At 74.3% G+C, this 12,717-nt stretch carries 9 protein-coding genes; 1 reads left to right on the forward strand and 8 read right to left on the reverse strand.

The genetic code is table 11. The features are described from left to right. Positions 1-106: 106 nt before the first annotated feature. From MicB006_RS20690 to prmC, 3 genes are read right to left on the reverse strand one after another with little or no spacing between them, the layout of a single operon-like run. On the reverse strand, positions 107-718 hold the full coding sequence (locus MicB006_RS20690) for a phosphotyrosine protein phosphatase (protein WP_116508316.1): 612 nt from the start codon (positions 716-718) through the stop codon (positions 107-109). Next, the gene (locus tag MicB006_RS20695) at positions 719-1,363 is read right to left on the reverse strand and encodes an L-threonylcarbamoyladenylate synthase (protein WP_116511660.1); all 645 of its coding nucleotides are present in this window, start codon (positions 1,361-1,363) and stop codon (positions 719-721) included. Further along, positions 1,363-2,253: a peptide chain release factor N(5)-glutamine methyltransferase gene (gene prmC / locus MicB006_RS20700; RefSeq protein ID WP_116508318.1), complete on the reverse strand. Its 891-nt coding sequence runs from the start codon at positions 2,251-2,253 to the stop codon at positions 1,363-1,365. The genes MicB006_RS20695 and prmC overlap by 1 nt, the downstream gene beginning before the upstream one ends. A gap of 130 nt (positions 2,254-2,383) precedes the next feature. Here prmC and MicB006_RS20705 point away from each other — a divergent pair, with 130 nt between their 5' ends. Continuing rightward, positions 2,384-3,937 (forward strand): diguanylate cyclase, encoded by a 1,554-nt coding sequence (locus tag MicB006_RS20705; protein ID WP_073828672.1) that lies wholly within the window; start codon positions 2,384-2,386, stop codon positions 3,935-3,937. A gap of 68 nt (positions 3,938-4,005) precedes the next feature. Here MicB006_RS20705 and prfA read toward each other — a convergent pair whose 3' ends face one another. The 5 genes from prfA to thrB form a co-directional block, all read right to left on the reverse strand. Beyond that, complete coding sequence (prfA, locus tag MicB006_RS20710) at positions 4,006-5,094, reverse strand: peptide chain release factor 1 (RefSeq protein ID WP_073828673.1); 1,089 nt, start codon at positions 5,092-5,094, stop codon at positions 4,006-4,008. Between the two features lie 88 nt (positions 5,095-5,182). Further along, a complete protein-coding gene (rpmE, locus tag MicB006_RS20715) occupies positions 5,183-5,407 on the reverse strand; it encodes a 50S ribosomal protein L31 (protein ID WP_073828674.1) in 225 nt (74 codons plus the stop codon). Positions 5,408-5,722: 315 nt separating this feature from the next. Beyond that, the gene (locus MicB006_RS20720) at positions 5,723-9,175 is read right to left on the reverse strand and encodes a phosphodiester glycosidase family protein (RefSeq protein WP_116508320.1); all 3,453 of its coding nucleotides are present in this window, start codon (positions 9,173-9,175) and stop codon (positions 5,723-5,725) included. A gap of 141 nt (positions 9,176-9,316) precedes the next feature. After that, entirely contained in the window at positions 9,317-11,449 is a 2,133-nt protein-coding gene (rho, locus tag MicB006_RS20725; protein WP_116508322.1) for a transcription termination factor Rho, read from the reverse strand. Positions 11,450-11,787: 338 nt separating this feature from the next. Next, positions 11,788-12,690 carry a homoserine kinase gene (thrB, locus tag MicB006_RS20730; RefSeq protein WP_116508324.1) on the reverse strand — a complete coding sequence of 301 codons (903 nt, stop codon included), beginning with the start codon at positions 12,688-12,690 and terminating at the stop codon, positions 11,788-11,790. Positions 12,691-12,717 lie beyond the last annotated feature (27 nt).

Below are 12,717 nucleotides of genomic sequence, written 5' to 3' on the forward strand. Positions count from 1 at the left end.
TCCCCGCAGGAGCCGGCCGTACGGACCTGTTCAGAATGACCGGAATGTTCGCTTTTGCCGCCACCTTCCGAGAAAGGCGCAGGAAGTTCGCGAGGAAGGATGAATCTCAGGGCAACAGCGCGGCAGCCAGCGGCTGCACCGTCTCCTCGATCTCGTCCGCGACCCGGCTGAAGCACTGGTCGCCCCGGCCCCACGGGTCGTCCAGATCGTCGGTGGGCAGCGCGGAGGCGTTCTGCCGGGCCGCGTCGGCGGCCGCCACCAGCGCGACGCCGCGCGCGTACACGGCGTCCGGCGTGGGCTCGGCCGGCGGCAGGGCGGACCGGTCCAGCCCGCCGAGCAGGCGGCCGAACTCACCCAGCACGAACGTGCGCGCGGTGGCGTCCGGCCGCAACGCCACCACGTACTCCTGCTGGTCGGCGGTGGCGGTGAGCACCAGGTCGGCGGCGTCGATCAGGTCGGAGCGCAGCCGCCGGGCGGCGAACCCCTCGGTGTCGCCGCCGCGCGAGATCACCTGGCGGGCGGCCGGCGGGTTCATCTCCTCACCCGCGTGCCAGCCGCCGGTGCCGGCGCTGTGACTGTGCACGAGCGCGTCCGACCCGGCCGGGTCGACGTCGAGGCGGGCCAGCCGCTCCCGGACCGCGAGCAGCAGCAGCCGCTCGGCCATCGGCGACCGGCAGATGTTGCCCATGCAGACGTGCAGGACGGTGAAGGGCGGCACTCAGACCCCCCGCTCGTCGAGGATGTCCGGCACGACCTCCCGCAGCTTCGCCAGCGTCACCGCGCCCTCGCGCAGCACCCGCGGCACCTCGCCGGTCAGGTCGACGATGGTGCTCGGCACCGGGTCCACCGCCGGCCCGGCCTCCAGGTAGGCCCGGACGCCGTAGCCGAGCTGGTCACGCGCCTCCTCGGCGGTGAGCGCGGCCGGCTGGCCGACCTTGTTGGCCGACGCCACCGCCATCGGCCCGGTCTCCCGCAGCACCTCCAGCGCCACCGGGTGCAGCGGCATCCGTACCGCCACCGTGCCGCTGCTGTCGCCCAGATCCCAGGCCAGGCTCGGCGAGTGCTCCACCACGATCGTCAGCGCGCCCGGCCAGAACGCCTCGACCAGGTCGCGGGCCGCGCCGGGCAGCGAGAACACCAGGCCGTCGAGCGTGTGCCGGGAGCCGATGAGCACCGGGGGCGCCTGCCGGGCGCCGCCCTTGGTGTCCGCCAGGGCCTTCACCGCGTACGGCGTGAACGCGTCCGCCCCGATGCCGTAGACCGTGTCGGTCGGCAGGACGACGAGTTCCCCGTTCTTGACCGCCTCGATGGCAGCGGCGATGCCGCGGTCCCGGTCGGCGGGCGACCGACAGTCGTAGAGCATCACGAGGAGTCAGTCTGCCACGCCCGGGCGGTCTCGGCGTGGGTGCCGTCCGCCCGCCGGGACGCGCTCGCCCACCGGGGCCGCCCGGCCAGGTCCCGGTGCTCCTCGACGCGGTCGTAGCGGCCGTCGCCGCGCAGCAGCGCGGGCACCGCCGTCGCGTGCGTGTCGTCGTGCTCGATCCCGATCGCGCCGCCCGGGCGCAGCAGCGCGGCGGCCCGGCGCACCACCGGGCGGATCACGTCCAGCCCGTCCGCGCCGCCGAAGACCGCCTCGTCCGGGTCGTGTCCGGCCACCTCCGGCGGCACCGTCACCGACCTCGGCACGTACGGCGGGTTGCAGAGCAGCACGTCGACCCGCCCGGTCAGGTCGGCCAGCAGGGCCGGACCGGTCACGTCGGCGGCCACCACCTCGACCGGCCGGTCCCCCGCGGCGGCCCGGTCGGCCGCGTTGCGCCGCAGCCACGCCAGCGCGGCCGGGGACCGTTCCACAGCCACCACCCGGGCCGCTGGCACCTCCTGCGCCACCGCCAGGGCGATCGCGCCGGAGCCGCTGCACAGGTCGACCACGAGCGGCGCCGTACGCTCCCGGGCCCGCTCGATCCCCCAGCCGGCCAGCAGCTCGGTCTCCGGGCGGGGCACGAACACGCCCGGCCCGACCGCCAGCTCCAGCAACCGGAAGCCCGCCGTGCCGATCAGGTGCTGCAACGGCTCCCGGGTCACCCGCCGTCCGACCAGCGCCTCCAGGTGGTCGCGCTGCGCCGGGGTGAAGCCGTCGGCAAGCGCCAGCCGGCCGCGCGGCACCTGGAGGACGTACGCGGCCAGTTGCTCGGCCTCGGCGCGGGGCGCCTCGACGCCCGCCGCCGCGAGCGCCCGGGCCACCCGGGCGATCACCAGCGAGGGCCGTTCGCGTTCTGTCCCTTCGGACGGGTGTTGCGGGAGTGCTGTCACGCAATAATCATGAAGCGTCGCGGCCCACCTCACGAGCGGGTGCGTCCGGGCGCACACGGCAGGGAGGTCGCGAGTGGGCTGGCTCGACCAGGTCGAGGACCAGGTTGACGCTCTCCGACGCGCTCGGTCACTGCAGGAGGCCAGCCGGTCAGCGGAGGCGTGCGCCCTGCTCGACCGCGTCATCCGCACCACCGGCGACCCGTACGCCCGCGCCGACGCACTCGTGCAACGGCTGTCCGCGCTGATCAATCTCGGCCGGACCGCCGAGTTCACCCGCGCCGTCGAGGACGCCTCCGCCGCCGTACGCGACCTCGCCGAGCCCTACCTGCATGGGCACCTCAACGCGCTCGCCGCGCTCGCCGCCCACCACCAGGGCGCGCTGGACCGGTGCGTGATGCACCTGGTCCGGGCCGCCCGCGCGCTGGGCGCCGACGACACGCCGGACCGGGACACCGCGTGGGGCTGGCACGACCTCGCGATGGCGTACTCGTACCTGAGCTTCCACGGCCACGCGCTGGGCGCGATCGAGCGCGCCCGCGAGGTGGGGCTCAGCGCCGGCATCCCGGAGGAGACGTTCGCCGCGCCGGGGATCCGGCTGCGCAACGCGGTGGCGCTCGACCACAACGGCGACAGCGACGGCTGCCTGCGGGTCCTGCGCGACGTCGCCGGTGACCTGGCCCGGTTCCTGCGCGGCGGGCGGGCCGGCAACCTACGTCCCAGCAGCCTCGCCGCGTACGGCTACGCCGCCGCCCGGCGGGCCGCGCTCGGCGACCGGGTGGAGTCCGCCGGGGACGCCGACCCGAAACGGCTGCTCGGCCACGGCGGCGACAGCGCCCGCGCCCGCGACCTGCGCCAGCTCGGTCAGGTCTGCCTGGCCGTCGCCGCCGACCGCCCGATCGAGGCGGTCACCCGGCTGGACGCGCTCCAGGTCTCCGACGAGACGCTCGGCGCGGCCGAGGCGCCCCGGCTGCGCAGCGTCGCGCTGGCAAGGGCCGGCGACCACGCGGGCGCGCACCGGGCCGACCGGCACGCGTTCCGGCTGGCCGCGCGGCGCAGCGACCGGCTGCGGGACGTCTACATCGACGGCATCGCCGCCCGGATCGACCACGAGGAGATGCGCCGCGAGGCGGCCCGGTACGAGGGCGAGGCGCTCACCGACCCGCTCACCGGTCTGCCCAACCGGCGCCGGCTGGAGCGCTACCTGGGCGCTGTGGTGTCGCGGGGCGAGCGGGTAGTGATCGGCGTCTGCGACCTCGACGGGTTCAAGGCGGTGAACACCCGCCACGGCCACCACTCCGGCGACCTGGTGCTGCAACGGGTGGCCGGGGTGATCAACCGGGTGATGCGGCGCGGCGACTTCGTGGCCCGCTACGGCGGCGACGAGTTCGTCGTGGTGCTGCCCGACACCGTCATGCCGGAGGCGGTCGAGGTGGCCCGGCGGATAGAGGCGGCCGTCCGCACCGAGGACTGGGAGTCCCTGGTGCCGGGCACCCCGGTCGGGGTGACCATCGGTTTCGCCGAGGTCGACGGCAGCACCACTGTGAGCGTGCGGGAGGCGCTCGGCACCGCGTTCGAGCTGGCCGACCGGGAGATGCTGCGCGCCAAGGCGCGACCGCGCGCGAGCTGAGCGGTAAGGAAGGGCCCCCTGTTAACGCCTCCGGTAGAGGAGGGGCCCCCGCTTAACACCCCCAGCGGTCAGCGGCGGGACAACTCCGTCTCGCCGGCCAGGCGGGCCGCGCGGTCCGCCTCGGTCAGCGCGTCGAGCACCCCGTCCAGCTCGCCGGCCAGCGCCAGGTCCAGGTTGTACGCGGTGTAGCCGATGCGGTGGTCGGTGATCCGGTTCTGCGGGAAGTTGTAGGTGCGGATCCGCTCGGACCGGTCCACGGTGCGGACCTGCGCCTTACGGGCGTCTGACGCCGCCGCGTCGGCCTGCTCCTGAGCGGCGGCGAGCAGCCGGGCACGCAGGATGCGCATGGCCTGCTCGCGGTTCTGCAGCTGCGACTTCTCGTTCTGGCAGGAGACCACGATGCCGGTGGGCACGTGGGTGATCCGTACCGCCGAGTCGGTGGTGTTCACCGACTGGCCACCGGGGCCGGACGAGCGGAACACGTCGATGCGCAGCTCGTTCGGGTCGATGGTGACGTCGACGTCCTCCGCCTCGGGCAGCACCAGCACGCCCGCCGCGCTGGTGTGGATCCGGCCCTGCGACTCGGTCACCGGGACGCGCTGCACCCGGTGCACGCCGCCCTCCCACTTGAGCCGGGACCAGACGCCGTTGCCGCCCTCCGGCACGCCCTTGCTCTTGATCGCCAGCGACACGTCCTTGACGCCACCCAGGTCGGAGTCCTGGGCGTCGATCACCTCGGTGACCCAGCCGTGCCGTTCGGCGTACCTGGTGTACATCCGCAGCAGGTCCCCGGCGAACAGCGCGGACTCCTCGCCGCCCTCGCCGGCCTTGATCTCGACGATCACGTCCTTGGCGTCGTGCGGGTCGCGCGGGATGAGCAGTTCCGCGAGCCGTTCCTCCAGCGCCGGCAGGGAGGCGGCGATGGCCTCCGCCTCGGTGGCGAACGTCGCGTCCTCGGCGGCCAGCTCGCGCGCGGCGGCCAGGTCGGCGCGGGCCTGCTCCAGCTCGCCGGCCGCCTTGTGCAGCGGGACCAGTTCGGCGTACCGACGGCCGACGCGCCGGGCGGCGCCCTGGTCGGCGTGGATGGCCGGGTCGGCCAGCCGCCGCTCCAGCTCGGCGTACTCGTCGAGGAGGGCGGCCAGGCGCTCACTGCTCATGCTGCGGATGCTCCTTGGGGATTAAACCGGCGCAAACGGACGAACGCCCGTGCCCGGCGGGAGCCGGACACGGGCGTCGTCGACGGAGCTACTTGGCCTTCTTGGCCTGAACCTTGGCGTACTTCTGCTGGAACTTCGCGACCCGGCCGGCGGTGTCCAGCACGCGCTGCTTACCGGTGTAGAACGGGTGGCAGGCGCTGCAGGTCTCGACGCTGATGGCGCCGCCCTTGGCGGTGCTGCGGGTCGTGAAGGTGTTGCCGCAGGAGCAGCGGACCTCGGTGGTCGCGTACTCCGGGTGGATGTTGGGCTTCATGTCGCCTCGGTCCTTTCGTCGGTGGTCGCCGGGTCGCCGTCGGTGCTCCCCGTCGTCCGCGACGGGCTCGGGCGTGAACCGGAACCGGTGGCCGATTGACCAGTGTGCCATGGGGCTCGCCCACCCGGCACAGGAGGTCCGCCACCCGCAACGCCCGCCCACACTCCCGCATTCCCACCCCCTCCCACCCCTAACTGGTTGATCATGAACTTGGCGGCACCTTCTGTCGCTTTTGTCCAGGTCAAGTTCATGATCAACGGGGCAAGGCCGGGGGGCCGGGGCTCCTCCCCCAGGATGAGGAGCCCCGGCCCCGGGTCAGGCCGCGGGCGCGCGGACCGCTGCGGCGGTGGTCACCGTCGTCTCGGCCTTCACGCCGTTGACTGTCACCGCCAGGAGCACCTGAGCCCCCGGGCGCAACGCGGTCAGCCGGCCGGTGGCCGGGTCGAACCGGGCCACGTGCCACGGCCGTACGCCCGCGGCACCCCCGATGTGCAGGTTCGGCGAGCCGGACCAGTCCGCGCTGACCGGCGCGGCCACCGGCACCTGCCGGCCGCTGGGCTGGGTGAGCGTGGCCGTCACGTCCACGGGCGAGCCCTGGCGCGCCTGCGCGGGCGCGGTCAGCGCGAGCCGGTCGACGTGCGCGTGCGTCTCCGCGCTCACCCACGTCGGGCCCTCGGCCAGCGGGTCACGGCGGGCCCGCTCGGCCTCCCCCGGCGTCACCGGGTCCACCCCGAACTCGGTCCAGCCGGTGAACCCGCCGAGCCCGGCCGGGGTGGACGGGTCCTTGCCCGAGTTGCCGTTGATCACGTACGGCACGCCGTCCACCCGGTCGGCGTGGAACGTGCCGACGTGGCCGTTGACCATCAGCGCGCCCTTGCCGGTGCGGTGCTGGAAGTCGGCCAGCCACTGCTCGACCAGCGCCGCCTCCTTCCGGTCGCCGAGCTGGCTGGCCTTGGCCGGGCTCGGGTCGCGCGGCGGGTGGTGGAACAGCACTGCCACCGAGCCCACCGAGCGGTCGGCGGCGGCCTGGTCGAGCGTCCGGCGCAGCAGCTCCACCTGGTCGAACCCGCCGCCGCGCAGCGACCCGGTGGCGGTGCTCAGCGTGAGGAACCGGGTGCCCCGGTGGTCGAATACGCGCGAGGTGTCCCCGAAGACGCTGCGGAAGTTGTCGATCGGCGCGCCCATGATCTCGTGGTTGCCAGGTACGTAGTGGTACGGCACCTCGCCGCCCAGCTCCTCGTCCAGGATGCGCTTGGCCAGCGCGAAGTCCGCCGGGTAGGCGGTGTCCACGAAGTCACCGTTGATGATCAGGAAGTCCGGCCGGGCGGCGCGGACCTCGCGCAGCGTACGGCGGGCCTGGGCGACCAGGTCGCTGTCCGGGTTCGCGGCGACGAACTGGGCGTCGGAGAGCACCGCGAAGCGCCAGGGCGCCCCGTCCACGGTGCCGTCGCGGACCACCACCCGGTCGGTGCGGTTCGGCTCCGGCGGCGCCTGCACGTCCGGCGGCACCCGGGCGACCAGGTCGTCGATGACCACCTCGCTGCGGTACTGCTTGGCCGGGTCCGTCTCGGCCACGTAGAACCGGCGCACCCGCACCGGGTACTGCACGCCGGGCGGTACGGCGAACTCGACGTACTTCCAGCCGGTCCAGTCCAGGTACGGACCGCGCAGCACGAACTGGGTGTCCTGCGCGTCGTGCAGGTGCAGGCTGGGCCACTCGCCGGTGCCGTTGGCCTTGATCCACATGCCGAACGCCTGCGGCTGGCCGGGTACGTCGATCCAGGCCGGCGGGTCGGCGTACGCGGCCCGGGTGCCGGTGGACTGGCTGAAGTCGTACGACATCCGCAGCCCGGTGCCGGTGTGCCCCTCGGCCGGGGCGACCGCACCGGAGGCGCGGGCCTGGCTGAACTTCCACGACGCGGCGTCGTCGAACCCGGCCACCGGCACGTCGGTGAGCCCGACAGTCACCGGCAGGACCGTGCTGTGGTTGCCGACCCGCGCGGTGACCAGCGCTGAGCCGGTCTCGCGGAGCGCCTCGACGGACAGGTTGCCGTCGGCGGTGGGGGTGATCGAGAGCAGGTCGCTGTCGTACTCCAGCTTCAGGTCGGCCGGCTCGATCGGCGCGGTGTTGCCCTCGGCGTCGTAGCCGACCACGCCGAACAGGCCGCGGTCCCCGGCCCGGTCCAGGCCGACCCGGTCGACGGTGCCGTCGATGCGCGCCAGCGGGCCGAGCACTGTCAGCTCGATCGTGCCCCGGGCGCGTCCGCGCGCGGCGGTGACGGTGCTGCGGCCGGGCACGGCTGCCCGGAACACGCCGTCGCCGTCCACCCGTCCGTGGGTGGCGTGCCAGCGCGGCTCGCCGGCGGCCGGGCCGTACGTCTCGTCGTATCCGGCGGCGGTGAGCCGGCGGGTGAGGCCCGGGAAGACCCGGTCCGGCCGGCCGCCGCGCACCGGCGCCACGCCCGGCGCGGCGGTCGGGTCGCTGGCGGTCTCCAGCCAGTAGCCGGTGAGCCGGCCGCTGCCCTTCGGGGCGTAGACGGCGAGCCCGTTGGGCACCGGCCGCTCGCTGCCGTCGGACGGGCTGTTCTCCACCTGGACCGTGGCCGCGCCCGGTTCCCTGGCCAGCAGCGTGGACGAGCCGCCGCCGTCGAGGTTGAGCGCGTTCGCGGCGCCCAGCTCGGCCATCATGCGGCCCATCTCGGTCTGCGTGACGCCGCGGCTGTCGACCTGCCGGCCGTCCACCGTCAGCATGATCATCTTGCGTCCGTCGGCGGAGAAGCCGACAGCGGTACGCGGAGCCAGCGACTGGTCGGCGATGTCCTGCACCACGCCGTCGCGGACCAGCACGTTGCCGCCGCCCACCGCGGCGCGCAGGTCACCGCCGTCGGAGGCCCGCGTCCGCCAGGACACGTCCACCGCGTCGCCGGGCCGCAGCGCGGCGAGCGCGTCGGCGCCGGCCTCGCGGCCGAGCAGCACGGTGCTGCCGGCCGGGATCGGGCCCTCGCCCGCCGTGGTGGCCACGCTCGCGACCCGGCCGCCGGTCAGCGTCACCTCGACCGTCCGGGCCGCGCCCTCCACGGCCCGCTTGCGGGTGTACGAGCCCCAGAGCGGCGTGAAGACTCCCACGCCGTCGCGCTGCACCATGTTGTTGAACTGGGTGAGCGGCACCGGCCCGGTGGGCAGCGTCGCGGCGCCCTCGAAGCCGACCTCGACGACCCGGCCGATGCCCTGGGCGCTGACGCCCACCGCGTTGGGGTGCCCGGCGACCGGCGACTGCACCAGCTCGCCGGAGCGGATGCCGACGCCCTGGGCGGCGCCGGAGTTGTTGATGTCGAAGAAGTCGCCGTTCACCGCCGCGACCGCGCGGGACCGGTCCACCGCGGCGCGCAGCGGCTCGTCCCGCGTCACCTCGCCCGAGTTCACGTAGTCCACGGTCAGCCCACCGCTCAGATCCGCGGTGAGCGCGTCGGCGCGCAGCCAGCCGGCCGCGTCGTACCTGTCGAAGGAGGTCAGGTTCAGGCCGGGCGCGACCGGCCGGGTGCTCTTGGCGGTCTCCAGGCCGCCGGCCGGCTCCACACCGGCCAGCGCGACGGCGGGGTCGGGACGGGACGAGGCGCGTGGCGCGTCCTCGGCGGCGGTGGCGGCCGGCGGCGCGACGGGCGACGGCCCGGCGGCCGTCGCGGCGGACGGCGTCGGCGCGGTGATGGTCAGCAACGGCGTCAGCAGCAGGACGCCGGCGAGGCGGGCGGGTCGACTGCGGGTTCGCATGGACGACAGTCAACCCGACGATGAACAGAAGTTTCAATACCTAGCGGCTGAACCGAAGGAAAACTTCACCGTGGCGGTGCCGGGAACGCGACGAGGGGCACGGCCGCGTTCGGCCGTGCCCCTCGTTCGTCGTCCGTCAGATCACTCGCCCGGAGTGGACTTCGCGATCTGCATCAGGAACTCGATGTTGGTGCGGGACTGCTTGAGCCGGTCCAGCAGGAGGTCGAGCGCCGCCTGCGAGTCCAGCGAGTGCAGCACCTTGCGGAGCTTGTGGATGATCGCCAGCTCCTCCGGCGCGAGCAGGACCTCCTCCTTGCGGGTGCCGGAGGGGTTGATGTCGATCGCCGGGAAGACCCGCTTGTCGGCGATCTTCCGGTCCAGCTTCAGCTCGGCGTTACCGGTGCCCTTGAACTCCTCGAAGATGACCGTGTCCGCCATGGACCCGGTCTCCACCAGCGCGGTGGCGAGAATGGTCAGCGAGCCGCCGTTCTCGATGTTGCGCGCCGCGCCGAGGAAGCGCTTGGGCGGGTAGAGCGCGGTGGAGTCGATACCACCCGACATGATCCGGCCGCTGGCCGGCGCCGCCAGGTTGTACGACCGGCCGAGCCGGGTCACCGAGTCGAGCAGCACGACCACGTCGTGCCCCAGCTCGACCAGGCGCTTCGCCCGCTCGATCGCCAGCTCCGCGACCGTGGTGTGGTCCTGCGGCGGACGGTCGAACGTGGCCGCGATGACCTCGCCCTTCACCGAGCGCTGCATGTCGGTGACCTCTTCGGGCCGCTCGTCGACCAGCACCACCATCAGGTGGCACTCCGGGTTGTTGCGGGTGATCGCGTTCGCGATCGCCTGCAGCACCATCGTCTTACCGGCCTTCGGCGGCGACACGATGAGCGCCCGCTGGCCCTTGCCGATCGGCATGACCAGGTCGATCACCCGGGTGGTGAGGATGTGCGGCTCGGTCTCCAGCCGCAGGCGCTCCTGCGGGTAGAGCGGGGTGAGCTTGTAGAACTCCGGCCGGCGCTTCGCCTCGTCCGGCTCCATCCCGTTGATGGTGTCCAGCCGGACCAGCGGGTTGTACTTGTCGCGCCGCTGCTCGCCGTCCCGCGCGGCCCGCACGGCGCCGGTGATCGCGTCACCGCGGCGCAGGCCGTACTTCTTGATCTGGGACATCGAGACGTACACGTCGTTCGGGCCGGCCAGGTAGCCGGTGGTCCGGACGAAGGCGTAGTTGTCGAGCACGTCGATGATGCCGGCGACCGGGACGAGCACGTCGTCCTCGCCGACCTGCGGCTCGCGGCCGCCACCGCCACCGCTGTCGCCCTCGCCCCGCTCGCCACGGCCGCGACGGCGGTCCCGGAACCGGCTGCGCCGGCCCCGCCGGCCGCCGCCCTCGTCGTCGTCGCCGTCGTTGTCCCGCTCGGCGCGCTGACCCCGGTCGTTGCGATCGTTGCGGTCGCCCCGATCGTTGCGGTCGTTGCGGTCGTTGCGCTCCGCACGCTCGCCCCGGTCGGCACGCTCGTTGCGGTCGCCACCGCGCTCGGCCCGGTCACCACGGTCGCCGCGCTCAGCCCGGTCACCACGGTCGTTGCGCTCGGCACGCTCGCCGCCACGCTCGGCACGCTCGCCACGCTCGGCCCGGTCGCCGCGCTCGGTCCGGTCGCCGCCGCGCTCGGCACGGTCGGCACGCTCGGTCCGGTCGCCGCCGCGCTCGGCACGGTCGGCACGCTCGCCGCCACGCTCGGCCCGGTCGCCGCGCTCGGCCCGCTCACGGCCTCGGCCCTCGGCCCGCTCGCCGGTCTCGGCGGGAGCCTCCTCGGCACGGGTCTCGGCCGGCCGCGCCTCGGCCGCCGGCGTCTCGGCCGGCCGGGCCTCGGTGGTCGCGGCGGCGGCCCGGCTGCGGCGGCCACGGGTACGACCCTCGGTCGCCTCGGCGGGCGCCTGCTCGGCGGGGCGCGCCTCGGCCCGCTCCTCACGGACCTCCGCGTGCACCTCCTCACGGGCGGGAGCAGCAGCCGCGGCCGCTACCTCGGCGCGCGGTCGAGGGGTCCCGGCGGCGGCGCCGCCCTGCTGCCGCTCGGTGATGGCACTGATCAGCTCGCCCTTGCGCATGCGGGCCGTACCAGAGATGCCGAGCGACGCGGCCAGGCTCTGCAGCTCCGGCAGCAGCATCGCCGACAGGCCGGTGCCGCTCCGGCGACGGCGCGTGGGGGCGGCGGTGGTGGCATCGCCAGCGACGTTGGAAACATCCGACGTCACGTCGGTGGTGTCGCTCAATGGATTCCTTCCCTCGATAGGCCGGAGCTGCCCGGAGTCGTGGAACCAGGTGGCCGGGCGGCCTCGGTGCACCCGCCTCGCATGGACGCGTCGCGGGAGTCTGTGACACAGCAGCCGGTGGTTTCCCGACTCACCACCATCGGTGAGCAGGTCTCGCCGCCTGCGGCGACCTGTGGAAACTGCGGTGCGGCGTGGGCCTTGGGCAGGGGTGACGGGCTGACCGCCGAGAGCTTCGGGGGTGCGCCGAACCGCAGGAAGATCGCATGCTTCGCGGCTGTGCTAGGTCTAGAGCGTAATCAACTCTTCCGACCTGCGGCAACAGGGCCCCGCTCGGCGTGTCAAAGTCTACCCCGGATGACCCGGGCACCGCTGACATCTATCGGCAACTCCCACCGGCGCCAATCTGTTCCCGCCTCGAATCCCACCGGGACCTGGGAAAGCGCCAGCACTGTCGGCCCCGCCCCACTGACCACAGCCGCCACACCCGACGCACGCAGCGCGCCGACGAGCGCCGCGGTGGCGGGCATCCCCGGCGCCCGCTGCTCCTGGTGCAGCCGGTCGACGGTGGCCGGCAGCAGCAGCGCCGGATCGGCCGTCAGCGCGTGCACCAGCAGGGCCGCCCGGCCCGCGTTGAGCGCCGCGTCCGCGTGCGGCACGGTGGCCGGCAGCGCGGCCCGGGCCACCGAGGTCAGGCCCCGCTCGGCGGGCACGAAGACGGTCGGGCGCACGGCCGGCGCCACCGGCAGCGAGACCGCCCGAGCGCCGCCCGGCTCCGTCCAGGCGATCGTGAAGCCCCCGAGCAGGCAGGGCGCGACGTTGTCCGGGTGCCCCTCCAACTCGGCGGCCAGCCGCAGCGCGGCGTCGTCGTCCATCCGCTGCTGGCCGTCGGCCACCAGCGCGCGGGCCGCCAGCACCCCGGCCACGATCGCGGCCGAGGACGAGCCGAGCCCGCGGGCCTGGGGGATGCGGTTCTCGCACTCCAGCGTCAGGCCGGCCGGCTGCGCGCCGAGCGCGTCGAAGGTGGCCCGCATGGCGGTCACGATGAGGTGCCGCTCGTCCGCCGGCAGCTCACCGGCGCCCTCGCCGGTCACCGACACCTGCACTCCGCCGCCGGTCACCTCGGCCGTGACGTCGTCGTGGCGGCCGAGCGCCAGGCCGAGCGCGTCGAAGCCGGGGCCCAGGTTGGCGCTGGTCGCGGGCACCCGGACCCGGACCGGGCCGGGGATGAAGGTCGTCGGCACCGGCTCATGCTAGGACGTCACCCCGAC

This window comes from Micromonospora sp. B006 (genome assembly GCF_003408515.1).
Classification (GTDB): Bacteria; Actinomycetota; Actinomycetes; order Mycobacteriales; family Micromonosporaceae; genus Micromonospora; species Micromonospora echinospora_A.

Coding starts and splice junctions, on each gene's coding strand:
- MicB006_RS20695 (WP_116511660.1), bottom strand. CDS start 1,363: ATGCTCTACGACTGTCGGTCGCCCGCCGACCGGGACCGCGGCATCGCC.
- prfA (WP_073828673.1), bottom strand. CDS start 5,094: ATGAGCAGTGAGCGCCTGGCCGCCCTCCTCGACGAGTACGCCGAGCTG.
- rpmE (WP_073828674.1), bottom strand. CDS start 5,407: ATGAAGCCCAACATCCACCCGGAGTACGCGACCACCGAGGTCCGCTGC.
- MicB006_RS20720 (WP_116508320.1), bottom strand. CDS start 9,175: ATGCGAACCCGCAGTCGACCCGCCCGCCTCGCCGGCGTCCTGCTGCTG.